Annotated in this window: 20 protein-coding genes, 2 tRNA genes and 1 pseudogene; 9 read left to right on the forward strand and 14 right to left on the reverse strand. The window is 64.8% G+C overall.

The features are described from left to right. Positions 1-202 precede the first annotated feature (202 nt). The 3 genes and pseudogenes from G5S42_RS01890 to hemN form a co-directional block, all read right to left on the reverse strand. Positions 203-1,406 (reverse strand): annotated as a pseudogene (locus G5S42_RS01890) (tyrosine-type recombinase/integrase). 169 nt (positions 1,407-1,575) lie between these two features. Beyond that, positions 1,576-1,660 (reverse strand) — tRNA-Leu (locus G5S42_RS01895). Between the two features lie 121 nt (positions 1,661-1,781). Next, entirely contained in the window at positions 1,782-3,167 is a 1,386-nt protein-coding gene (gene hemN, locus G5S42_RS01900; RefSeq protein WP_176105285.1) for an oxygen-independent coproporphyrinogen III oxidase, read from the reverse strand. Positions 3,168-3,346: 179 nt separating this feature from the next. On the opposite strand from hemN, the gene G5S42_RS01905 reads away from it, so the two are divergent. The 3 genes from G5S42_RS01905 (at position 3,347) to G5S42_RS01915 (ending at position 5,253) form a co-directional block, all read left to right on the forward strand. Continuing rightward, positions 3,347-3,649 carry a YkgJ family cysteine cluster protein gene (locus G5S42_RS01905; RefSeq protein ID WP_176105286.1) on the forward strand — a complete coding sequence of 101 codons (303 nt, stop codon included), beginning with the start codon at positions 3,347-3,349 and terminating at the stop codon, positions 3,647-3,649. Positions 3,650-3,732: 83 nt separating this feature from the next. Next, the gene (locus G5S42_RS01910) at positions 3,733-4,326 is read left to right on the forward strand and encodes a DUF1439 domain-containing protein (RefSeq protein ID WP_176105287.1); all 594 of its coding nucleotides are present in this window, start codon (positions 3,733-3,735) and stop codon (positions 4,324-4,326) included. A gap of 90 nt (positions 4,327-4,416) precedes the next feature. After that, a complete protein-coding gene (locus G5S42_RS01915; protein WP_176105288.1) occupies positions 4,417-5,253 on the forward strand; it encodes an undecaprenyl-diphosphate phosphatase in 837 nt (278 codons plus the stop codon). A 69-nt stretch (positions 5,254-5,322) separates the two neighbouring features. Here G5S42_RS01915 and trmB read toward each other — a convergent pair whose 3' ends face one another. Both trmB and G5S42_RS01925 read right to left on the reverse strand, forming a co-directional pair. Continuing rightward, positions 5,323-6,129: a tRNA (guanosine(46)-N7)-methyltransferase TrmB gene (gene trmB / locus G5S42_RS01920; protein WP_176105289.1), complete on the reverse strand. Its 807-nt coding sequence runs from the start codon at positions 6,127-6,129 to the stop codon at positions 5,323-5,325. A 126-nt stretch (positions 6,130-6,255) separates the two neighbouring features. Further along, positions 6,256-6,329 (reverse strand) — tRNA-Gly (locus tag G5S42_RS01925). A 224-nt stretch (positions 6,330-6,553) separates the two neighbouring features. Here G5S42_RS01925 and G5S42_RS01930 point away from each other — a divergent pair. Then, the gene (locus G5S42_RS01930; protein WP_176105290.1) at positions 6,554-8,272 is read left to right on the forward strand and encodes a methyl-accepting chemotaxis protein; all 1,719 of its coding nucleotides are present in this window, start codon (positions 6,554-6,556) and stop codon (positions 8,270-8,272) included. A 133-nt stretch (positions 8,273-8,405) separates the two neighbouring features. Here the strand turns inward: G5S42_RS01930 and G5S42_RS01935 are convergent, their stop codons facing one another. From G5S42_RS01935 to G5S42_RS01945, 3 genes are all read right to left on the reverse strand, one after another. Then, entirely contained in the window at positions 8,406-8,969 is a 564-nt protein-coding gene (locus tag G5S42_RS01935) for a YggT family protein (protein ID WP_176105291.1), read from the reverse strand. Between the two features lie 157 nt (positions 8,970-9,126). Then, positions 9,127-9,447: an EthD family reductase gene (locus G5S42_RS01940; protein ID WP_176105292.1), complete on the reverse strand. Its 321-nt coding sequence runs from the start codon at positions 9,445-9,447 to the stop codon at positions 9,127-9,129. 96 nt (positions 9,448-9,543) lie between these two features. Further along, entirely contained in the window at positions 9,544-10,479 is a 936-nt protein-coding gene (locus G5S42_RS01945; protein ID WP_176105293.1) for a Rossmann-like and DUF2520 domain-containing protein, read from the reverse strand. A gap of 275 nt (positions 10,480-10,754) precedes the next feature. Between G5S42_RS01945 and G5S42_RS01950 the strand changes: the two genes are divergently transcribed. From G5S42_RS01950 to G5S42_RS01960, 3 genes are all read left to right on the forward strand, one after another. Beyond that, the gene (locus G5S42_RS01950; protein WP_013090236.1) at positions 10,755-10,916 is read left to right on the forward strand and encodes a hypothetical protein; all 162 of its coding nucleotides are present in this window, start codon (positions 10,755-10,757) and stop codon (positions 10,914-10,916) included. Positions 10,917-11,303: 387 nt separating this feature from the next. Further along, positions 11,304-11,618: a hypothetical protein gene (locus G5S42_RS01955; RefSeq protein WP_176105294.1), complete on the forward strand. Its 315-nt coding sequence runs from the start codon at positions 11,304-11,306 to the stop codon at positions 11,616-11,618. Between the two features lie 206 nt (positions 11,619-11,824). After that, on the forward strand, positions 11,825-12,790 hold the full coding sequence (locus G5S42_RS01960) for a threo-3-hydroxy-L-aspartate ammonia-lyase (RefSeq protein ID WP_176105295.1): 966 nt from the start codon (positions 11,825-11,827) through the stop codon (positions 12,788-12,790). A gap of 69 nt (positions 12,791-12,859) precedes the next feature. On the opposite strand, the gene G5S42_RS01965 is transcribed toward G5S42_RS01960, so the two are convergent. Both G5S42_RS01965 and G5S42_RS01970 read right to left on the reverse strand, forming a co-directional pair. Then, entirely contained in the window at positions 12,860-13,537 is a 678-nt protein-coding gene (locus tag G5S42_RS01965) for a LysE family translocator (RefSeq protein ID WP_176105296.1), read from the reverse strand. Positions 13,538-13,584: 47 nt separating this feature from the next. Then, positions 13,585-15,159: a UbiD family decarboxylase gene (locus tag G5S42_RS01970; protein ID WP_176105297.1), complete on the reverse strand. Its 1,575-nt coding sequence runs from the start codon at positions 15,157-15,159 to the stop codon at positions 13,585-13,587. Positions 15,160-15,776: 617 nt separating this feature from the next. Here G5S42_RS01970 and G5S42_RS01975 point away from each other — a divergent pair. After that, the gene (locus G5S42_RS01975) at positions 15,777-16,994 is read left to right on the forward strand and encodes a transglycosylase SLT domain-containing protein (RefSeq protein ID WP_176105298.1); all 1,218 of its coding nucleotides are present in this window, start codon (positions 15,777-15,779) and stop codon (positions 16,992-16,994) included. A gap of 95 nt (positions 16,995-17,089) precedes the next feature. Here the strand turns inward: G5S42_RS01975 and G5S42_RS01980 are convergent, their stop codons facing one another. The 4 genes from G5S42_RS01980 to ribBA form a co-directional block, all read right to left on the reverse strand. Beyond that, entirely contained in the window at positions 17,090-18,286 is a 1,197-nt protein-coding gene (locus G5S42_RS01980; RefSeq protein ID WP_176105299.1) for a pyridoxal phosphate-dependent aminotransferase, read from the reverse strand. Positions 18,287-18,419: 133 nt separating this feature from the next. After that, positions 18,420-18,854, reverse strand: a complete 435-nt coding sequence (nusB, locus tag G5S42_RS01985) for a transcription antitermination factor NusB (RefSeq protein WP_176105300.1) — start codon at positions 18,852-18,854, stop codon at positions 18,420-18,422. After that, on the reverse strand, positions 18,851-19,363 hold the full coding sequence (gene ribH / locus G5S42_RS01990; RefSeq protein ID WP_013090228.1) for a 6,7-dimethyl-8-ribityllumazine synthase: 513 nt from the start codon (positions 19,361-19,363) through the stop codon (positions 18,851-18,853). The genes nusB and ribH overlap by 4 nt, the downstream gene beginning before the upstream one ends. A 48-nt stretch (positions 19,364-19,411) precedes the next feature. Beyond that, on the reverse strand, positions 19,412-20,545 hold the full coding sequence (gene ribBA, locus G5S42_RS01995; protein WP_176105301.1) for a bifunctional 3,4-dihydroxy-2-butanone-4-phosphate synthase/GTP cyclohydrolase II: 1,134 nt from the start codon (positions 20,543-20,545) through the stop codon (positions 19,412-19,414). 267 nt (positions 20,546-20,812) lie between these two features. On the opposite strand from ribBA, the gene G5S42_RS02000 reads away from it, so the two are divergent. Beyond that, positions 20,813-21,934, forward strand: a complete 1,122-nt coding sequence (locus tag G5S42_RS02000) for an enolase C-terminal domain-like protein (RefSeq protein ID WP_176105302.1) — start codon at positions 20,813-20,815, stop codon at positions 21,932-21,934. Positions 21,935-21,945: the final 11 nt, after the last annotated feature.

Below are 21,945 nucleotides of genomic sequence, written 5' to 3' on the forward strand. Positions count from 1 at the left end.
CGACATCACACCCGGATCGATGATCGTTCAGGACGCGTTCAGTTTCCCCATTAGACCGGATACGGTCAATCTTTGAACGCGAGAGCAATAGAGAGGGTTGCCGTAAATCAGATTGCTTCGACCATTTGAAAGTTGACTCAGCGGAGCGAGGTCATCACCAATGCGCACCTATTGGCACGCCTGAAGTGTCACTGGGCGCTCGTTAAGTCGCCGCTTTCCCGCTTCCAATACGAATGACCTCCGCGCCCGACCGCAGCCGATCCAGATAGTCGGCCCATTTCTGCTTCGTGCGGTTATAGGCTGTGCCGAGGCTGTCCGCTACCGTGTGAGCGAGTTGATGTTCGATCCCTTCCGGCTTCTGTTCGAGTTCCTCGTGCAGATTCGTGCGTGCCATCGCGCGAAAGCCGTGCCCGGTGATCTCCGTGCGTGTGTTGTAGCCCAATCTACGAAGTGCCGCATTGATCGTAGCTTCGCTCATCGGCCGCTTGCGATCGCGCGCGCCAGGGAACACATAGCGGCCGGCATCGGTGAGCGCGTGCAGTTCACGCAGAATGCCGACCGACTGCCTGGAAAGCGGCACCGGATGCTCAGTCCCAGTCTTGGTGACGTGGTAGCGCCATTCGCCTTTGTCCAGATCGAATTGGGGCCATTCGGCCTGACGAAGCGCTCCGGGCCGAACAAAAAGTAGCGGCGCAAGTCTGAGCGCGCAGAGGACAGGGAAGGTGCCGGCGAACCCGTCGAACGCGCGCAGCATTTCGCCGACCCTGGTCGGTTCGGTGATCGAAGCGAAGTGGGTCGTTTGTGCCGGTGGAATGGCGCCGACCAGATCCCGTGCGGGGTTGGCCTTGCAATGTCCCTCTTTGATACCGTACCGGAATACTCTGCTGATTTCGCTGCGCACACGATGAGACGTGAAGCGGGCGCCGCGGCTATCAACGCGCTTCAGAACGACCAGAATGTCGGGCGCATCGATCTCTGTGATTGGACGTTTGCCAAGCCACGGGAACACATCGTTTTCCATACGGGCGAGGGTTTTCACATGCTGGGCGAGCTCGACGCCGCTCTTGCGCTCATCCATCCAGCCGCGCGCGACTGCCTCGAAAGAGTTAGCCGCTGCAAGCCTGGCGGCTCGTTTTTCAAGGCGCTTGACGTTACTTGGGTCCAATCCCGCCGCCAACTTTTCGCGGGCATCGTCTCGTTTCTTCCGCGCCACTGCGAGCGACACGTCCGGATAGACGCCGAGCGCGAGCGTTTTATCCTCTCCCGGCGAACCGATAGTTCATCCGCCAGTATTTCGCGCCGGACTTGTCGAGCTGGAGATATATGCGACCGCTGTCCGCGAGACGATTGCCGGTTCCCTCGGCGTTGTAGCGTGCGTTCCTAACCTGCACATCGGTCAGCGACATGGTGGTAGCTCCCTCTGGAAAGACCAGAAACGAGCCAGATACCAAAAATACCACCAGATACCACCGGCCGTCGACGAATCGAAACCGATCGCTGGGGAATAAAAAACCCCGCAAGGCCTTGATCTTGCGGGGTTTTTCGGAATTTATCGGCTCTCGCCGGAACAGCTTGTGGTGCCCAGGGCCGGAATCGAACCGGCACGCCTTGCGGCGGGGGATTTTGAGTCCCCTGCGTCTACCAATTTCACCACCTGGGCAGATACTGCAGCGCGCATCAGAAGTTCAGCGCGCGAGGAAGACGCAGATTATGGCCGAAAATCGGTCGACGGGCAAGCCGATTGCCTTCACCCGCCACAGTGCGTTCGCAACGAGGGGTCCTCAGACCGTGCGCGAGAACCGTGTGAGCGTCTGCTCGCCGAGATAGCGGTCGAATACCATCGCGAGATTGCGTACGAGCATGCGACCAGCCATCCGCACTTCGAGCTTGCGCGTGCCGAGCGAGATCAGCCCGTGGTCCTCGAATGCACGCAGACGCGCGAGCTCCGGCGCGAACGCGTCGGCGAAGTGGATGCCGTACGCCGCCTCGAATTCGTCGAAACGCAGTTCGAGGTTGCACATCAGTTGCGTGATCACGTCGCGCCGCAGACGGTCGTCGGCGGACAGGCGGATGCCGCGCGCGATCGCGAGCCGGCTTGCGTCGATCGCGTCGGTGTAGGCGGGCAGCTGTCGCGCGTTCTGCGCGTACACGTCGCCGACCTTGCCGATCGACGAGGCGCCGAAGCCGATCAGATCGCACTCGGCCCGCGTGCTATAGCCCTGGAAATTGCGATGCAGCGTGCGCTGTGCCTGCGCGCGCGCGAGCTCGTCGGTGGGCAGCGCGAAGTGATCCATGCCGATGTACACATAACCCGCCTGCGTCAGGCGCTCGACCACCCGTTGCAGCAGCGCGAGCCGCGCCTCGCTCGACGGCAGCGTCGCGGCATCCATCTGGCGCTGCATCTTGAAGAGCTGCGGCATGTGCGCGTACGCGAACACCGACAGCCGGTCCGGCGCGAGTTCGAGGATCGCGTCGAGCGTGCGGCTGAAGCTCGCGACCGTTTGATGCGGCAGGCCGTAAATCAGATCGACGCCGATCGAATGAAAACCGTGCGCGCGCGCCGCTTGCATCACCGACGCGGTCATCTCGAACGGCTGGATGCGATTGATCGCCTGCTGCACGCGCGGATCGAAGTCCTGCACGCCGAGGCTCAGCCGGTTGAAGCCGAGATGGCGCAGCAGCGCGATCGTGTCGGGCGACGCCTCGCGCGGATCGACCTCGATCGAATATTCGGCTTGATCGTCGGGCAGCAGATTGAAGTGCTCGCGCGTTGCGGCCATCAATTCCGTCATCTCGTCATGCGACAAAAACGTCGGCGTGCCGCCGCCCCAATGCAGTTGCGACACGGGCCGCTGGGTATCGAAACACGCAGCCTGCAAGCCGATTTCGCGTTTGAGCCGTTCGAGGTACGGCCGCGCGTGCGCGCGGTTTTTTGTCACGACCTTGTTGCAGCCGCAGTAGAAGCACACGGTGTCGCAAAACGGAATATGGAAGTACAGCGACAGATCGGTCGACGCGGAACCCGGATCGGCGGCGGCGCGGCGGTAGTCGGCGGTGTCGAACGATTCGCGGAACTGCGGCGCGGTCGGATAGGACGTATACCGGGGACCATTCGCGCTGTAGCGCGCGAGCAGGTCGGGGCGGAACAGGGTGTCGGCTAGGGACATGAGCGGTATCGGACGGTGGGCGGCTCTCGCGGCGTATCGCGTGTGCAAGGCCATTCGGGAGTTTTCAGTTTGAATGCGCGCCTGCGGGCTCCGTTTGTGTAAAAAGGTCGCAGAGACAGGCAGTGGCACAATGCGGGTCTGGCAACGCGTTGCCAAGATTTGAGTTCAGGAAAGATGACGTGGATCAAAGGTTGAAGAGCGCACGAGTGGACGATCACGCGTGCCGTCCAGATTGCGGCGCGTGCTGTATCGCGCCGTCGATTTCGAGTCCGATTCCGGGCATGCCCAACGGCAAGCCGGCGGGCGTTCGCTGCGTGCAACTCGGCGACGATCTGCGCTGCGCGATCTTCGGCCGGCCGGAGCGGCCCGCATGCTGCTCGGGTCTGCAGCCGCAACAGGAGATGTGCGGCGCGAATCGCGGTGAAGCGCTCGCATGGCTCACGCAACTCGAAGTGCAAACGCAACCGGCATCGCATCCATGATGCGCGGCACGCGATAAGCGCCATCACCCACCTCAAAGCCAACGCAAGCCGATGTCCGCAAGGGCTTCCACAGGAGATTTCGCATGACTCGACCCGCAGCGCCGGCCCGGCGCCGCTTTCTGCGCGCCGCGCTGACCGGCTGCAGCGTGCTTGGCATCACCGTGTCGCTCGCGGCTTGCGCGAGCCCGACGTTTCCGTTCATGCCGTCGCAATACACGTTCTCGCAGAAGCAGGTACAGGAGGCCGTGCAGCGCAAATTCCCGTATCAGCGCACGGTGTCGCAGGTGTTCGACGTCGCGCTGAGCAATCCGGTGGTGGGCATGCTGCCCGATGCGAACCGCGTGCAGGTGAAGCTCGACGCGCGTTTCGCCAGCCCGTTCCTGCAAGAGCCGGTCGATGGCGTGTTCACGCTGTCGAGCGAACTTGCCTACGACGCGGCGAGCCGTTCGGTAATCCTCAAGTCGCCGAGTGTCGATAACGTCAGCGTGAACGGCCAGGCGCAGATGTACACGCAGCAGATCAACGCGGCTGCGGCGCTGCTCGCGACCCAATTGCTGACCAACTATCCGATCTACACGTTCAAGCCCGAGCAACTGCAATTTGCCGGCGTCCATTACGAACCCGGTACAATCACCATCCTTACAAACGGCATACGCGTGCAGATCGTCGAAAGATGACGCGCACGCGCGGCCACGAGGGCCGCGCGTGCCAGTCATGACCGTGCCGGCCCATTTCGTTGCGACAACCAACTGCGATAAGGGGCACGGATGGACTGGCTACTGGCTTGCAAAGCGCTGATTCTCGGCGTGATCGAGGGTTTGACGGAGTTCCTGCCGGTGTCGAGCACCGGGCATCTGATCGTCGTCGGCAGTCTTATCGATTTCTCCGACGAGCACGCGAAGACCTTCGATGTCGTGATCCAGCTCGGCGCGATTCTCGCGGTGTGCTGGGAGTTTCGCCGTCGCATCGGCAACGTGATCGTGGGTCTGCCGGACCGGCCCGAAGCGCGCCGCTTCGCGCTGAACGTCATCATCGCGACGATTCCGGCGGTCGTGCTGGGCCTGCTGTTCGAAAAGTCGATCAAGGAGGCGCTGTTCGCGCCGGTGCCGGTGGCGTTCGCGCTGGTTGCGGGCGGCGTTGTGATCCTGTGGGCGGAGGCGCGTCAACGTGCGCGCGGCGACGCGGCGGTGCGAGTGCGCAGCATCGACGACCTGAGCCCGCTCGATGCGCTGAAAGTCGGCCTCGCGCAGTGCTTCGCGCTGATTCCGGGGACCTCGCGCTCGGGCTCGACGATCATCGGCGGCATGCTGTTCGGCATCGAGCGCCGCGCCGCGACCGAGTTTTCCTTCTTTCTCGCGATCCCGATCATCTTCGGCGCGACCGCCTACGAGTTGTACAAGGACTGGCATCTGCTTACCACCGACGCGCTCGGCAGCTTCGCGCTCGGCTTCGCGGCTGCGTTCGTCAGTGCGTTCATTTGCATTCGCTGGCTGCTGCGCTACGTCGCGTCGCACGACTTCACGGTGTTCGCGTGGTATCGGATCGGCTTCGGTCTGCTGATCCTGCTGATCGGTTATAGCGGCGGGTTGAGCTGGGCCGATTGAGGCTGGCCGTGCGATGAAAAAAAGTCCGCGAATGCGGACCTTTTTTCGTTGGCTTGCCGTTTCGTCGCGTTACGCGGCGGCGCGCTTGCGGAATACCAGGTCCCACACGCCGTGGCCGAGCCGCAGGCCGCGCCGCTCGAACTTCGTCACCGGACGATAGTCGGGCCGCGGTGCGTAGGTGTCGGCGGTGTTTTCGAGCAGCGGATTGGCACCGAGCACTTCGAGCATCTGTTCGGCGTAGTTCTGCCAGTCGGTCGCGCAATGCAGATACGCACCCGGCTTCAGACGCGACACGAGCAGCGCGACGAACTTCGGCTGGATCAGCCGGCGTTTGTGGTGGCGCGCCTTGTGCCACGGATCGGGGAAGAAGATGTGCACGCCGTCCAGGCTGTCGGGCGCGATCATGTGTTCGAGCACTTCGACCGCGTCGTGCTGGATGATGCGGATGTTCGTCAGCGACTGCTCGCCGATCAGCTTCAGCAGCGCGCCGACGCCGGGCTCGTGGACTTCGACGCCGAGGAAGTCGTCGCCGGGACGCTGTGCGGCGATCTCCGCGGTGGTGGCGCCCATGCCGAAGCCGATCTCCAGCACGCGCGGCGCTTCGCGGCCGAACACGCCGGTCCAGTCGGGCTGCTGCGGCGCGTAGGGCACGACGAAGCGCGGGCCGAACTCATCGAGCGCGCGGCGCTGGCCGGTCGACACGCGACCCGCGCGCGTGACGAAGCTGCGGATGCGGCGGTGATGAAGCGTGTCTGCCGGTGTCGCACCGGGCGTGCCGTCGAAGTCGTTCGTCTCGTCGCGGGTGGACTGGTCTGCTGCGCTCGTGGGAGTCGGGGAGTCGTTCGGGAGACCGGAGTCGTTTGGATCGTGGATCATCGTCGATGCTGCTGCAAGGGTGAGGGCTGCGCGGCTTGCGCGCTGTGCCGGGCCGTTGCCACTACAAAAAAGCCGCCTTCAGGGAGGCGGCTCTTGCTAGCTTCCGCTGAATAGTCAGCAGGAAAGTGGAGCGGGCGATGGGAATCGAACCCACGGCTCTAGCTTGGGAAGCTAGGGTATTACCATTATACGACGCCCGCGGAACTCGCGATTTTACAGGCTTTTGGGCGGTTTGGGCAGGGGTATGGTTCGCGCGCACGAACAGCCCGCCCGCCTGTTCGCGTTGACGGCCAGAACAGCGCGCGTCTTCAGATGGCGTCTGCGCCTGCCGTTAACCCGTGTGCTGCCCAACACCGTGCGCTTGCACACCCGCAAGCCGGCACGCCCCCGGCGCTCCCCATCCTGTTCAAGAGACTTTCCCAAGATGCAGTGGTTTTCCAATCTGAAACTGAGCCACAAGCTTGTCGGCTCGTTGATGCTGTGCGCGTTGGTGACGGCCATCGTCGGCACGGTCGGTGTTCTGAAGGTGCGCGAAGTCGCGACGATGCAAACCGAAATGTACGACCGCGAATTCGTGCCGGTGCGCGACGACGGCACCGCCGCGTGGCAGGCGGCCTCGCACTTCCGCCGCCTCTATTCGTACATCCTGAATCCGGAGCCGGCGGGTCGCGCCGATACGGTGCGCCTGAATCACGGCGGTGAAGCGGCGATCCTGGCCGCGTTCGACTACGAGCGCAAGCACGCGACCACCGACGCGCAAAAGCAATTGCTGAGCGACTTCGACGCCGCCTATCCGGCCTATATGAGCTCGGTCTCGAAGGTGATGGCGCTGGCCGACCAGGGCGATCAGACCGGCGCGCTCGCCGAGCTCAAATCGACCACCGACCCGCTGCACGTCAAGCTGCGCACATTGATGATCAAGCTGTCGGACGTCCGGGATGAGTTGGCCAGACAGCGCGTCGCGAACGGCGTCGACATGGTTCGCTCGGTGACTTGGTGGATCGCGAGCTGCGCGCTCGTCGGCGTCGCGATTGCGATCGGCTTGGGGCTGCTGGTGACGCGGGCGGTCGTGCGGCAGATCGGCGGCGAACCGGCCGAAGTCGCGAAGGTCGTCGAGCAGATCGCGGGCGGCGACTTGAGCCAGCGCCTGAACACCGGCGCGGCCGATGAGCGCAGCATCCTGCGCGCGGTCGCGCACATGCAGGAGCGTCTCGCGTCGACGATCGGCTCGATCCGCGAAAGCGCCGAGTCGGTCAGCATCGCTTCGCAGCAGATCGCGAGCGGCAACATCGATCTGTCCGCGCGCACCGAAGAGCAGGCCGCTTCGCTCGAACAGACCGCGGCGAGCATGTCGGAGTTGACGCAGACCGTCGGCCGCAACAGCGACAACGCACGAAACGCGAGCGCGCTCGCGACTCAGGCCGCACAGGTCGTCAACACCGGCAACACGGCGGTCGAGGGCATGGTGCGCACGATCGGCGAGATCAGCGGCAGCTCGACGAAGATCTCGGAGATTACCGGCGTGATCGAAGGCATCGCGTTCCAGACGAATATTCTTGCGTTGAACGCGGCGGTCGAGGCGGCGCGCGCGGGCGAGCAGGGGCGCGGTTTCGCGGTGGTCGCGAGCGAGGTGCGTAACCTCGCGCAGCGCTCGGCCAGCGCGGCGAAGGAGATCAAGGAGATGATCACGACGTCGGTCGCGATCATCGAGGGCGGCACGCAACAGGCGGCCGAAGTCAGCACGACGATGGCGGATATCAAGGACGCGATTCATCGCGTGTCGAATATCGTCGGCGAGATAGCGACGGCCTCCGAAGAGCAGAACCGCAGCATTCACCAAGTCGGCCAGGCCGTCACGCAGATGGACGAGACCACGCAGCAGAACGCGGCCCTCGTCGAACAGGCCGCGGCGGCTGCGCAATCGCTCGAAGCGCAGGCGCGCAAGATGAAGCAGACGGTGTCGGTGTTCCGGACGGCGGAGAGCCGGGCCTTTGCGGCGGCCTTGCCAAAGCCGGCGCCCACTCAAGCGTCGGCGCGCGTGCGTGTCGACCAGCCGGCGTTGCCTCAGGCCGCGGCGGCCTTGCCTGCGCGCGAGCGCGTGGCGGCGACCCCGGCAGCGCAGAGTGACTGGAGTACGTTCTGATCCACGGCTCGCGACCGAGCCTGGCGATCCGGAAATTGACCGCCTGAGGCGGTCGAAGCCGCCACGGCGATCAGCAGACACGAAAACGCCGCCGCATGCAGTCGCAAGCGGCGGCGTCTCGAGCGCGATCAGCTCAGATCACAAAATAAGTCAGCTGAACCGCCGCGCGCGTGACGACCATCTGCAGCACCTGCACGATCACGAACAGCAGGATCGGCGACAGATCGATACCGCCGAATTTCGGCAGCACGCGGCGCAGCGGATTCAGAAACGGCGCCGTCAGCTGATACAGAATCGGCATCGCCGGCGAGCGCGGATTGAGCCACGACAGCAGCGCCATCAGGATCGTCATCCAGATGACCAGATTGAGCGCCCACTTGATCGCGGTCAGCACCGCGACGATCAGCAGCGTCGGCACGAGCGTCAGCGGATCGGCGCCGGTCATCACGATCATCAGCACGACGTAGATAATCGCGGCGATCAGCGTCGCGGCCACGCTCGCCCAGTCGATCCTGCGCGTGCTCGGCAGAATGTGCCGCAGCGGCAGCACGATCCAGTTGGTCGCCTGCAGCACGGCGTTCGAGACCGGGTTGTACGGCGGCAGGCGCACGACCTGCAGCCACGCGCGTAACAGCAGCGCGGCGCCGAACAGCGTGAAAATGGTATTGAGCAGAAAACGGGCGATATCGCCAAACATCTCGGGTCCTTATGCTTCTGATAACGGCCATCGGCGGGCCGCGGGCTGCCGGCGTCGCAAGATCGGTGCGCGCCGGCGGTTTTCTGGATTTACCTGGTTAGCCAACCGGAGGTTCGACGCCATTGCGCACCGCCTGCCGGTGGTTGTCTGTCCGGCATCACACGGAAGTCCGGACCTCGCTGATCAGGATCGTGCCATTGCCGCCGTCCGTGTAGTTCGGGATATCCGCCAATAGTTGCTCGGACGCGGGCTTGAACACTTCATAGAAATCGTCCGCGCTGTCGAACAGGAAGTGACCCGCGGCCACGTAAGGAGGCGGCGTGCCGGGCGGCCCGGCGTTCAGGCCCGCGTCGACCGACCAGCCTTTCAGCGCCGGCCCGAACAGCTTCGCCGCGAGCGGCATATGGGTCGCGCAGTAGTAGTCCATGTCGAAGCGGCCATTTTCCCGGTACGGGTAGAGGATGCTGACCTTGATCATTGTGCGTTCTCGTCTGTTGATCCCGAGGCGCGGCGCGGGTCGTCGCGTGGTTCGCATCTGCTTCGCCCGGGGCGCCGGACGTCACATTATCACGGCTTACTTGACGCTTGCACCTGCTGCCGCCTGATTCAGCGAGCGGCCCAGCGATTCTTCCACAGCTTCGGAGATCGCTTCAATCGTCGCGGGCGGCGCGGCACGCCGTCGGGCGAGGTTGACCGCGCGGCGCGTCAGCAGACCGTAGAGCGCGGCATGGTCGCCGTCGAAGCTTTCGAGCAGCGCCAGCTGCTTCTCGACGACACCTGCGTCGCCGCGCGATACCGGCCCCGCGAGCGCGTTCGGCAGGCCCTTGTCGCGCGCCGTTTCGATCGTGCCGGCGAGCATCGGCAGAAGCGCGCGCAGCGCATCGTCCTCGGCGAAGCCGAGCGTGCGCCACAACGCGACGCATTCGGCGAGGCTGCAAAGCGCAAAGCTCGCCGCGTAGTGCGCGGCGGCGTGATACAGCATGCGGCCGCCCGGCGGAATCGACAGCGGATGGCAGCGCAGCGCGAGCGCGAGCGCGGTCAGTGTCTCCTTCAGTTCGCCGTCGGCTTCGATCGTCACCGAACAGCCGTCGATCCGCTCGAGATCCGCGAGCTCGCCGCTAAATAGATACAGCGGATGAAAGCCGCCGATCGCCGCACCCTGATCGCGCGCCGGCGCCAGCAATTCGACCGGCGACGCGCCGCTGCAGTGCACGAGCGCCTTGCCGGGGTGGCTTGCCGCATCGCCGCCAAAGCGGAGTGTGTGCGCTGTCGTACCGATGCTGTCGTCGGGAACGGCTAAAAAAACGATATCGGCCGCGTCGACGACTTGTTGCGGGTCGTCAGAGGCCATGCAGTGTGCGATCTGGGCGGCGAGCCGGCGCGCGGAATCGGCCGAGCGGCTCGCCACCGCGGTGACCGGGTAGCCGGCGCGCGCGAACGCGAGCGCGAGACAGCGCGCAAGCCGGCCCGCGCCGATGAAGCCGACGCGCGGCAAGGAAGACTGGGACATGGTCACCTGCTCCAGACGGATCGTGTGAATGGGAAAGCAGCAGTATCTCGCATCCGCAAAGCGCGGGCGCGATCCTGCCCCTTGCGCGGCTCGACAGCTGTCGTCGGATGAGTTTGCGGGCGATATGGCGCCACCGGTTGGTCATCGGGCGGCGCGACGCCCACGGGTGTGAAAACTGCTCACAATCGTAGTGACAGGAACAGTGGTCGATGAGCCGGTTTTGACGGTCGTATTTTCGTACTTCGTTCGTAGTCAGAAAATCGGGAGGGGTAGCGATGAGTATTTTTTCTTACCGAAAACACTTGCGGTTCCTGACGCACGCCCAGCGCCGTCGCTGGTGGGATCAGAAAAAGCGCCTGACGCCGCGCGTGCGGATCAGCGGCGCGTACGTGCCGCCCAATGTGTCCCGCGAATTCGTGTACGTGAAGGTCGGCTAGTCGCGCGGTCTTCGCAGGTGAGAAAGTGCCCGGCTCGAGCCATTGAGCCGGGCATTTTTTATTGGGAAATTCCTCCCGGCTGTCAGGATTGAAGCGAATTTGTAATTAAAGTTTACCGATGCGCGAACTCTAGCCCCTCGCGTTCGATCAGACCTATCACCCGCGGCCCGTCGCTCGCGTGCAACCCCTTGATTCACGGCTCCTTTGGCTGTCGCCGCGGCGGGGCGTGGGCGCGCACGTGCGGCGCCCGGCAAAACGCTTCGGCTTGCCCTTGCAATTTGCAACAAATGCGAACAGTTCGGCCGGGGCTTTTTAGATACATTGAGTCCACAGCATGCGAGGCATGCGCAGTCGGCGACCTTGGCAGGCCGCGCTAGGAGAATAGAAGTGAAAAAGATCGTTCCATTCGTCGTTGCAGCCGCACTCGGCTTGGGACTTGCCGGGGCTGCGGAGGCAGGTGTTTCCGTTGGTATCGGCCTTGGGGTGCCGATCGCGCCGGCCTATCCGGTGTACGCGGCGCCGCCGCCCGTCTATTACGCGCCGCCGCCTCCGCCGGTGTATGCGCCGCCGGTTGTCGTCGCCCCCGCTCCAGTAGTGGTCGGAGGCTATTACGGCTATGGCCATCCTTATTATCGTGGCTACTACCACGGCTACCGTGGCTACTATCGCGGCTGGTACGGGCACCCGTACTATCGTCATTAAGAAGCGCGGGCGCGTGTGACGCGCGCGGGAACCTCGACGGCGTAACACCGGCTTGTGCCGGGTTACGCCGCTTCCATTTGTATCGCTGGTTTTGCTTTCCGCCGTGTTTCCTCGCAGGTGTCGCGCGCTCGCGCGAGCACTGTTCCAAAGCGTGGATGAAGCTGGGAGAATGGCTGCTTCGCCATCGCTCCAGGAGAGTTTCGCCGATGCAAGCGCTTCCCGCTCCCACCTTCGATGACGTCCTCGACGCCGCCACGCGTCTCGAAGGCGTCGCGCACCGTACCCCCGTTCTGACGTCGAGCACGTTCGACGAGCGCACCGGCGCGTCGGTGTTCTTCAAGTGCGAAAACTTCCAGCGCATGGGCGCGTTCAAGTTCCGCGGCGCGTACAACGCGATTTCGCATTTCGACGCAGAGCAGCGCAAGGCCGGAGTGCTGACCTATTCGTCGGGCAATCACGCGCAGGCCATCGCGTTGTCGGCGCGCCTCGCCGGCATTCGCGCGACGATCGTGATGCCCCACGACGCGCCCGAGGCCAAGGTCGCCGCGACCAAAGGCTACGGCGGCGAAGTGATCACGTACGATCGCTACAAGGAAAATCGCGAGGAGATCGGCCGGCGCCTGGCCGAGGAGCGTGGCATGACGCTGATTCCGCCGTACGATCATCCGCACGTGATTGCCGGGCAGGGTACCGCGGTCAAAGAACTGATCGACGAAACCGGCCCGCTCGACTTGTTGTTCGTGTGCCTTGGAGGCGGTGGGTTGATCAGCGGCAGCGCGTTGTCGGCGGCCGCGCTGAGCCCTGCTTGCACGGTGATCGGCATCGAGCCCGAAGCGGGCAACGACGGCCAGCAGTCGCTCGCGCGCGGCGAGATCGTGCATATCGATACCCCGCGCACGATCGCCGATGGCGCGGCCTCGACGCATCTGGGCCATTACACGTTCGCGGTCATCCGTCGGCTGGTCGCGCGAATCGAAACGGTCAGCGATGCGCAACTGATCGAGACGATGCGCTTTTTCGCGCAGCGCATGAAGATCGTCGTCGAACCGACCGGTTGCCTCGCGGCGGCGGCGGTGCTGAATGGCATCGTGCCGGTGAAGGGCAAGCGCGTCGGCGTGGTGGTGAGCGGCGGCAACGTCGATTTGCCGAAGCTCGCGCAGTACCTCGCATGAGCGACTCACGTCGAGCCGCATGAAGAAACGGCTCGCCGATGCGAGCCGCTTTCTTATGCGTGAACCGCTTCAGCTTGCTACTTGTGCAGTGCTTTGTACGATCAGGTCGCGATACCCGTTGACGATCACGCTGTACGAGAAATAGGCGAACAGCAGCGCCGACAGAACGTGACACGCCCGCAGCAGACCGGCGCCCGCGCGCTTGCGTCCGTGGCTGCCGAGCCCGCAGATAAAAAGTGTCCAGCACAGGCCGCCGAGAAAGAAGCCGCCGAGGAAGATCAGCGCGGTCGTCGGGCTCGTTGCGCCGGCTTTCGCGATCAGCGCGCCGCCGACCGCCGCGAACCACAGGATCGCCGAAGGCGACGACACCGCGAGCAGCACGCCGCGCAGGAAGCCGCGCCATGGCGACTGATGCGCAGTAGCGTCGCCTTCGCCGGCAACAGCGGGTGCCGTGGCCGGGAACATCGCTTCACGCGCCATCTTCCAGGTGAGAAACAGCAGGATCGCCGCGCCGCCGATCCACACGACCCAGCGCACCGATTCGAACTGCAGCAGCGCAGCCATGCCCGCGAGCGCGAGCGCCGCGTAAATGAGATCGCCGACGCACGAGCCGAGGCCGAGCCAGAAGCCCGGCCGGAAGCCGTGCGACAGCGTCAGCGAAATAATCGCGACGTTGACGAGACCGATATCGAGGCATAGCGACAAGGACAGAAAAAAGCCGTCCGACATCATTGAAAAAGCGTGCATCCGCGCGAGCGCTCCATCCGTTATTAGTTGTGTTGTTTGGCGCGCGTTTACAGACCGAGGCCCAACTCGTTCCACAAGCTGTCGATACGCTGCTTGACCGCCTCGTCCATCACGATCGGGCGGCCCCATTCGCGGTCGGTTTCGCCCGGCCACTTGTTGGTCGCGTCGAGCCCCATCTTCGAACCGAGGCCGGCTACCGGCGACGCGAAATCGAGATAGTCGATCGGCGTGCGGTCGACTAGCACCGTGTCGCGCGTCGGGTCCACTCGCGTGGTGATCGCCCAGATCACTTCGTTCCAGTCGCGGATATTGACGTCCTCATCGACGACGACGATGAACTTCGTATACATGAACTGCCGCAGGAAGCTCCACACCCCGAACATCACGCGCTTCGCATGGCCGGGGTAGCTCTTCTTCATCTGCACGATCGCCATGCGGTAGCTGCAGCCTTCGGGCGGCAAATAAAAGTCGGTGATCTCGGTGAACTGCTTCTGCAGCAGCGGCACGAAAACTTCGTTCAGCGCGACGCCGAGGACCGCGGGCTCGTCGGGCGGTTTGCCGGTGTAGGTGGAGTGATAGATCGCGTCGCGGCGCATCGTGATCCGCTCGACCGTGAAGACCGGGAACCACTCCTGTTCGTTGTAGTAGCCGGTGTGATCGCCATACGGGCCTTCGAGCGCGTGTTCGTACATGGCCGACGCACCCTTCGACGGACGCGGCGGCGCGCCGGCCGGAGCGGACGAGGGCGCGCCTTCCTGCGGATAGATGAAGCCTTCGAGCACGATCTCGGCGCGCGCGGGCACTTGCAGACCGTCCACGCCCGGCGTGATGCATTTCGCGAGCTCGGTGCGCCCGCCGCGCAGCAGGCCGGCGAACTGGTATTCGGACAGCGTGTCGGGCACCGGCGTGACCGCGCCGAGGGTCGTCGCCGGGTCCGCGCCGAGCACGACGGCCACTGGATACGGCTTGCCGGGATTTTTCAGCGCGAACTCGCGGAAATCGAGCGCGCCGCCGCGATGCGCGAGCCAGCGCATGATCAGTTTGTTGCGGCCAATCAGTTGCTGTCGATAGATACCCAGGTTTTGTCGGCTCTTGTTCGGCCCTTTCGTGACGGTCAGACCCCAGGTGATTAGCGGCCCGGCGTCACCGGGCCAGCACGTCTGGATGGGCAATTTTCCGAGGTCGACGTCGTGGCCTTCCCAGACGATTTCCTGGCAGGGCGGCGCGCTGATCGTCTTCGGCGCCATGTCCCACACGGCCTTCGCTAGCGAGAGCAGCTTGCCGGCGTCCTTGAGCCCTTTCGGCGGTTCGGGTTCCTTCAGCGCGGAGAGGAGCCGGCCGACGTCGCGCAGCGATTCGAGCGCCGCCTGGTCGCCCGCGCCCGCTTCGGCATCGATGCCCATGCCGAGCGCGACGCGGCGCGGCGTGCCGAACAGATTGCCGAGCACCGGGAACGCATGGCGCTCGGTGTTCTCGAACAGCAGAGCCGGACCGCCCGCGCGCAGTACACGGTCGCACAGTTCGGTCATTTCGAGATTCGGCGACACCTTTTGCGAAATTCGGCGCAATTCACCGATCGCCTCGAGGCGGCCGATGAAATCGCGCAAGTCTTTGTATTTCATCTGTGACGGGTTCAGGGCCGCATGAACGGCGCATAGGACTGAGGGCGCAGCAGTACCGGCGGTGGTATCTGCGTGGCGCAAAAAAACGATTGTCGATTTTACCTGCGTTAGCCACCGCACGTAGATCAACCAAATGATCTATCCCGAACAGTCAGGGTCGGGTCGCCTAAAACGCACATAGAACAGGGCTTCCGGCGGACTGAACACTGTTTATAATTACAAATAGTTATAGATATTGCATTCTATAGTGTTGACGATCTATAAAACCGTGCATAGAATCCGTCGACATTGGTTGCAGGGCGTTAACCTTTTTACCGTCGCCCCCGGTCCTCAGACGCAACGCGTCACCGTTTTGCTTCCCTGCAGGGTAGAACGGCATTATTGAAGTCCCTCACCAGCGTCCACCAACGCTGGTTTTTCGCGTGGGAGCCAAGCCCGTACACATTGAGTTATGTGGGCTGTTTTTGAGATGGCTCCCCGAAACGGTATTTGTTGCCGTTTTCCCGACGTCGCTGCTGCCCAACCAGAGAGCACGCGATGTCTTGACTCTGCGAGCGCGCTGTACCGCCTGATTTGACCCGGCGGAGTTCGCGGATCATGCAAGATGGGAGATCTGAATGAACGCCTGGTTATCGTGGCGTCCTGATGAGCGTATTGCGCAGGTTGTGCGCGGTGCGCTGCGCCGCGGGACGCGACTGAGTCATCACCTGTTCAGCATTGTCGGCGGGATCGCCGTGGTGCTGGCTCTCGCACTGTGGCTGATGCCGACCTGGCGCGGCGCGCTGGCTGCGCGTCTGATGCCGGTCATTTCCGCCGCCGTGCAAGCGGGTCCCGCCCGCCTGCTGCAAGGCAACCCGCTGCCGGCCATCGGACCGACCAGAAACGCCGGTGCATCCTCCGACGAATCGCTGTTGGCCAATTCATCGAGCGCGCCGAACACGCCGAGCCCCGCCGATGGGTCGAGCGACGGCAGCATGACCCTGACCTCGGCGACCACCAGCTTCGACGGCGCGTTCGACAACGCTGCCACGCAGGGCACCAGCACCGTCGCGCTCAACGGCCTCGATCCGCGCACGATGCAGGGCGTCAGCGCGCTCGCGCGTCTGATTCCGCAGCAACGCGTGTCCGCCGATGCGCGGGACGACCGTGTGCTCGTGTCGAGCCACGAGCAGGACCTGGTCGCGTCGTACCTTGCGCGGCGCTATCGCGTCGCTCAGGAGCCCGTCAGCGAGCTCGTGAAGGCCGCGTTCGACACCGGCCGCGAAGTCGGCCTCGATCCGCTGCTGCTGCTCTCAGTGATGGCGATCGAATCGGGCTTCAATCCCTACGCCGAGAGCGGCGTCGGCGCACAGGGCCTGATGCAGGTGATGTCGAAGGTGCATTCGGACAAATTTCAGTATTTCGGCGGCCAGAGCGCTGCGCTCGAACCGCTCGCGAACATCAAGGTCGGCGCGCTCGTGCTGAAGGATTGCATCGCGCGCGGCGGCTCGCTGCCGGGCGGCCTGCGTCTGTACGTCGGCTCGAGCACGCCGGACGACGGTGGCTACGGCGCGAAGGTGATGGCCGAGCGCGGTCGGCTGCGCGATGTCGCGCGCGGCCGCAAGGTGCCGATCAATGCGCCGCAGGCTCCGGTGCTGAGCGCGTCGACGACGCCGGCGCCAGCCGCCTCGACGAGCGGCGGCAACGGCAAGCGCATCCAGGTGACATTGCAGGGCGGCCACGCGCTGAGCTCGGCGACTCCGGCGGCGCACTCGCAGCCGGCCGATCAGCAGGACGACGCCAGCGCCAATTCGGCAACGCGCCATGTGGCGTCGGCGTCGGAGCTGGGGGCTTGAGTTAGACATTTGCTAGCCGCATGAAAAAAAGGACACCCGAGGTTGTCCTTTTTTGCGTCTGGCAGGCCGGTAGCCGCCGGCTCAGTGCCTCAACATCAATGCCGCCCGAACAGCTTCGCCAGCCGCTCGACAGCCTCTTCGAGCTTCGGATACGCGGTCGCATACGACAGCCGGATGTAGTCCCTCGGCGCGTGCGTGCCGAAGTCCATGCCCGGCACCAGCACGACGCCGGCATCGTGCAGCATCGCCTTCGTGAGCGCCGCGCTGTCGCCGGCCGCGGGATGCGCGACACCGCGGCAGTCGGCGTACACATAGAACGCGCCGTCGGGCATGACGGGCACCGAGAAGCCGAGCGATTCGAGCGCCGGCGCGATGAAGTCGCGGCGGCGCTTGAATTCGAGGCGCCGCGCTTCGTAGATCGCGATCGTCTCCGGCTCGAAGCAGGCGAGCGCCGCGTGCTGCGCGAGCGCCGACGCGCAGATGAACAGGTTTTGCGCGAGCTTTTCGAACGCGCTGACCATCGCGGGCGGCACGACGAGCCAGCCGAGTCGCCAGCCGGTCATGTTGAAGTACTTCGAGAAGCTGTTGACGGTGACCACGTCGTCGCCGAACGACAGCGCCGACACGGGCTTCGCGTCGTAGCTGAGGCCCTGGTAGATCTCGTCGACGATCGTGAAGCCGCCGCGCGCGCGCACGGCCTTGACGATCCGCTCGAGTTCGGCCGGCTCGATCGACGTGCCGGTCGGATTCGAGGGCGACGCGAGCAGCACGCCGCGGGTGCGCTCGCCCCACAGGCGTTCGACGTCGGCGGCGGTCAGCTGGAAGCGCTCGGCCGGCCCGCTCGGCACCATTACAGGCCTGCCTTCGGCGGCGATCACGAAATGGCGGTTGCAGGGATAGCACGGGTCGGGCATCAGCACTTCGTCGTCGCGATCGACGAGCGCCGCGCACGCGAGCAGCAGCGCTGCCGACGCGCCCGCCGTGACCACGATCCGCGCCGGATCGACGTCGATGCCGTAGAACTCGGCGTAATGCGCGGAAATCGCATCGCGCAGCTCGTGCACGCCGAGCGCGTTCGTGTATTGCGTGACGCCGCGGCGCAGCGCGCTCGCGGCCGCCTCGATGACCGGTTCGGGCGCGGTGAAATCCGGCTCGCCGATGCCCATGTGAATGATGTCGCGCCCGGCTCGTTCGAGCATCGCGGCCTCTTTGGCCAGTTCCATCACGTAGAAAGGCTGGATGGCATCGACGCGCGCGGCAAGCCGCACGAGAGGTTCGGTCACGGAGTTCATACGGTCGGATCCAATTCAGAAGCAGGGAACGGCGCCCACTCATCGAATGATGCGCTCATCGATGCGCGCGGCGGCGTCCTTGCGGGCGCGGCGTGGGGGGGCGATGCACGGCATGGCCCCGCCCGCGCAGCGCTCAGCTCTTACGAGCCGCCTGCGTTTCGGCGGCGCGCAGTTGCGCCGAGAGCTTGTCGAGCACGCCGTTCACGTACTTGTAGCCATCCGAGCCGCCGAACGTCTTGGTCAGCTCGACCGCTTCGTTGATGACCACGCGATACGGAATGTCGACGTGATTCTTCAGTTCGAACGCGGCGACCAACAGCACCGCGCGTTCGACCGGCGACAGCTGATCGATCGGACGATCGAGGCACGGCGCGATCGCGGCGGACAATTCCTCGGAGTCGCGCATCACGCCATGCAGGATTGCGTCCAGATGCTCGTGGTCGGCCTTGTCGTAACCTTGCGCGCCGCGCAGTTGGGCGTCGATCTCACCGCCGGGCGAGCCCGACAGCAGCCACTGGTAAAGCCCCTGCGTGGCCAGTTCGCGGGAGCGTCGGCGTGCGCTCTTCATGCCTCTTCCTCGTCGTCTTCGTCTTCATCTTCGTCGTCATCGCCGCCGAGCTGTTCGAGCGCAACCGCGAGGTTCGCCATCTCGACAGCCACGCGCGCGGCGTCGCGACCCTTCTCGGTCATGCGCGCGACGGCCTGCTCGTCGTTCTCGGTGGTCAGCACCGCGTTCGCGACCGGAATGCCGAAGTCGAGGCCGATGCGCGTGATGCCCGCGCCGCTTTCGTTCGACACGAGTTCGAAGTGGTACGTCTCACCGCGGATCACCGCGCCGAGCGCGATCAGCGCGTCGAATTGCGCGCTTTCAGCGAGCTTTTGCAGCGCAAGCGGGATTTCCAGCGCGCCCGGCACCGTGACGAGCAGCACGTCTTCGCCGGTCACGCCGAGGCGTTCGAGTTCTTCGATGCAGGAGTCGGCGAGGCCGTTGCAGACGGGTTCGTTAAAGCGCGCCTGGACGATGCCGATGCGCAGTCCGTCGCCGTCGAGATTCGGTTGATATTGTCCGATTTCCATGTGAATTCCGTAGTGTTTGAGTGGGCGCGAGGCGCGTGAGTGGCCGGATCAGACTTGCGGGGCTTGCGTTTTGCTGCCGGGCATCGGAATGAAGCCCGTGACTTCGAGACCATAACCCGACATGCTGCCGAGCTTACGAGGGTTCGACAGCACCTGCATCTTGCCGACGCCGAGTTCGCGCAGAATCTGTGCGCCGACGCCGTAGGTCTTGAAGTCGACCGGGCGGCGCTTCAGGGCGTCCGCTTTTTCCTTCGAGTCGAACGCCTTGAAGACGTCGATCAGATGGTCTTTCGAGTCGCCGCAGTTCAGCAGCACGACCACGCCGAGATCGCGTTCCGCGATTTCTTTCATCGCCGCATCCAGCGTCCACGAGTGCGTGGATTCGCCGACTTCGAGCAGATCCAGCACCGACAGCGGCTCGTGCACGCGCACCGGCGTGTCGCGATCGGGCGATGGCGTGCCGCGCACCAGCGCGATATGCGGCTGGCCGCTCGGCTGGTCGAGATACATGACCGCGCGAAACGCGCCGTGCGCGGTTTGCATCGTGCGTTCGCTAATCCGCTCGACGATCGATTCCGTGCGGCTGCGATAGTGGATCAGATCGGCGATCGTGCCGGTCTTCAGGCCATGCTCCTTGCCGAACTCGAGCAAGTCCGGCAGACGCGCCATCGTGCCGTCGTCCTTGATCACTTCGCAGATCACCGCGGCGGGCGTGAGGCCCGCGAGCCTCGTGAAGTCGCAGCCGGCCTCGGTATGGCCGGCGCGCACCAGCACGCCGCCCGGCTGGGCCATGATCGGGAAGATATGGCCGGGCTGCACGATGTGTTCGGCCTTTGCGTCCGGCGCCACCGCGGCTGCGATCGTGCGGGCGCGGTCGGCTGCCGAGATGCCGGTCGTCACGCCTTCGGCCGCTTCGATGCTGACGGTGAACGCGGTGCCGTACTGCGTGCCGTTGCGGTAGGTCATCAGCGGCAGGTTCAGCTGTTTGCAGCGGTCCTGGGTCAGCGTCAGGCAGATCAGGCCGCGGCCGTAGCGAGCCATGAAATTGATCGCTTCCGGAGTGACAAACTCGGCGGCGATCACGAGGTCGCCCTCGTTTTCGCGGTCTTCTTCGTCGACGAGGATCACCATCCGGCCGGCTTTCAGTTCGGCGATGATCTCTTGGGTGGAGGCGAGCGTCATGTTGGCGAGTTTTTCGGGAAAGCGCGTATTTTACGCCACGCGCGGGCCCAAGTCGCCTCCGCCAGACGACATAGGCGGTTTGGCCGATTGACGAAGAGCGGGGCGTGGTTGCCATCGCGGCCCGCTTTACGGACTGCAATAGTGCGGAACGGTACTTGCGCCGCAGCAGGCAGCTTCGTCTCACTACCATCCGGAGACTGCAATGTCGAGGACCGTCGGCGATTGCATCACTGTAAGGCGTCACGCGCACGTCCAAGGAGCGCGGCCATGAGGCGCGGCGTCACGAGCGGGGGCTCGTCGCAGGCGCCCGTCACCGCGCTGCGCGCGAACGCGTACCGGATTCCGACCGACGCGCCGGAAGCCGACGGCACGTTCGCGTGGGAGGCGACCACGCTGGTCGTCGTCGAGGTCGACGCGGGCGGCGACACCGGCATCGGCTACACGTACAGCGACGCCTGCATCGTCGCGCTGATCCAGGGCGCGCTCGCCGCCTGCGTGCTGAATCACGACGGCCTGGACGTCGGCGCGCATTGGCAACGGCTACAACGCCAGGTGCGCAATCTCGGCCGCGCGGGACTGGCCGCCACCGCCATTTCCGCGATCGACTGCGCACTGTGGGACCTGAAGGCGAAGCTGCTCGGCGTGCCGCTCGTGGGGGTACTCGGCGCGCTGCGCCCGACCGTGCCGGTCTACGGCAGCGGCGGCTTCACCACGTACACGAACCAGCGCTTGCAGCAGCAGTTCGCTGGCTGGGTCGCGCAGGACGGCTGCCGGTGGGTCAAGATGAAAATCGGCAGCGAGCCCGACAAGGACCCTGTGCGCGTCGCGGCGGCGCGCGAGGCGATCGGCGGCGCGGGCCTGTTCGTCGACGCGAACGGCGCGTTCACGCCGCAGCGGGCGCTGTACTACGCGCAACGCTTCGCCGAGCACCAGGTAAGCTGGTTCGAGGAGCCCGTGTCGTCGGACGACGAAGCGGGCCTGCGCACCGTGCGCGAGCACGCGCCGGCCGGCATGGAGATCGCCGCCGGCGAATACGGCTATACGCTCGACGATTTCCGCCACCTGCTCGCGACCGGTGCCGTCGACGTGCTGCAGGCCGACGCGAGCCGGTGCGGGGGCATCACCGGCTTTCTGCAGGCCGCCGCGCTGTGCGACGCGTATCACGTGCCGCTGTCCGCCCACTGCGCGCCGGCGCTGCATCTGCACGTCGCGTGCGCGGCGCCGCGCTTGCGCCACCAGGAGTGGTTCCACGACCACGCCCGGATCGAAGCGATGCTGTTCGACGGCGCGCCGCGTTTGCGCGATGGCCAGATGGAGCCGGACCTGTCGCGGCCCGGTTGCGGGCTCGAGTTCAAGCATGGCGACGCCGCGCGCTACCTCATCAAATAAAGCAAGCCAGA

Source organism: Paraburkholderia youngii, assembly GCF_013366925.1.
In the GTDB taxonomy this organism is placed as follows: domain Bacteria; phylum Pseudomonadota; class Gammaproteobacteria; order Burkholderiales; family Burkholderiaceae; genus Paraburkholderia; species Paraburkholderia youngii.

Coding starts and splice junctions, on each gene's coding strand:
- nusB (WP_176105300.1), bottom strand. CDS start 18,854: ATGAAGAGCGCACGCCGACGCTCCCGCGAACTGGCCACGCAGGGGCTT.
- G5S42_RS01975 (WP_176105298.1), top strand. CDS start 15,777: ATGAACGCCTGGTTATCGTGGCGTCCTGATGAGCGTATTGCGCAGGTT.
- G5S42_RS01910 (WP_176105287.1), top strand. CDS start 3,733: ATGACTCGACCCGCAGCGCCGGCCCGGCGCCGCTTTCTGCGCGCCGCG.
- G5S42_RS01960 (WP_176105295.1), top strand. CDS start 11,825: ATGCAAGCGCTTCCCGCTCCCACCTTCGATGACGTCCTCGACGCCGCC.
- G5S42_RS01915 (WP_176105288.1), top strand. CDS start 4,417: ATGGACTGGCTACTGGCTTGCAAAGCGCTGATTCTCGGCGTGATCGAG.
- trmB (WP_176105289.1), bottom strand. CDS start 6,129: ATGATCCACGATCCAAACGACTCCGGTCTCCCGAACGACTCCCCGACT.
- hemN (WP_176105285.1), bottom strand. CDS start 3,167: ATGTCCCTAGCCGACACCCTGTTCCGCCCCGACCTGCTCGCGCGCTAC.
- G5S42_RS01965 (WP_176105296.1), bottom strand. CDS start 13,537: ATGCACGCTTTTTCAATGATGTCGGACGGCTTTTTTCTGTCCTTGTCG.
- G5S42_RS01930 (WP_176105290.1), top strand. CDS start 6,554: ATGCAGTGGTTTTCCAATCTGAAACTGAGCCACAAGCTTGTCGGCTCG.
- G5S42_RS01940 (WP_176105292.1), bottom strand. CDS start 9,447: ATGATCAAGGTCAGCATCCTCTACCCGTACCGGGAAAATGGCCGCTTC.
- G5S42_RS01980 (WP_176105299.1), bottom strand. CDS start 18,286: ATGAACTCCGTGACCGAACCTCTCGTGCGGCTTGCCGCGCGCGTCGAT.
- ribBA (WP_176105301.1), bottom strand. CDS start 20,545: ATGACGCTCGCCTCCACCCAAGAGATCATCGCCGAACTGAAAGCCGGC.
- G5S42_RS01945 (WP_176105293.1), bottom strand. CDS start 10,479: ATGTCCCAGTCTTCCTTGCCGCGCGTCGGCTTCATCGGCGCGGGCCGG.
- G5S42_RS01970 (WP_176105297.1), bottom strand. CDS start 15,159: ATGAAATACAAAGACTTGCGCGATTTCATCGGCCGCCTCGAGGCGATC.
- G5S42_RS01935 (WP_176105291.1), bottom strand. CDS start 8,969: ATGTTTGGCGATATCGCCCGTTTTCTGCTCAATACCATTTTCACGCTG.
- G5S42_RS01950 (WP_013090236.1), top strand. CDS start 10,755: ATGAGTATTTTTTCTTACCGAAAACACTTGCGGTTCCTGACGCACGCC.
- ribH (WP_013090228.1), bottom strand. CDS start 19,363: ATGGAAATCGGACAATATCAACCGAATCTCGACGGCGACGGACTGCGC.
- G5S42_RS02000 (WP_176105302.1), top strand. CDS start 20,813: ATGAGGCGCGGCGTCACGAGCGGGGGCTCGTCGCAGGCGCCCGTCACC.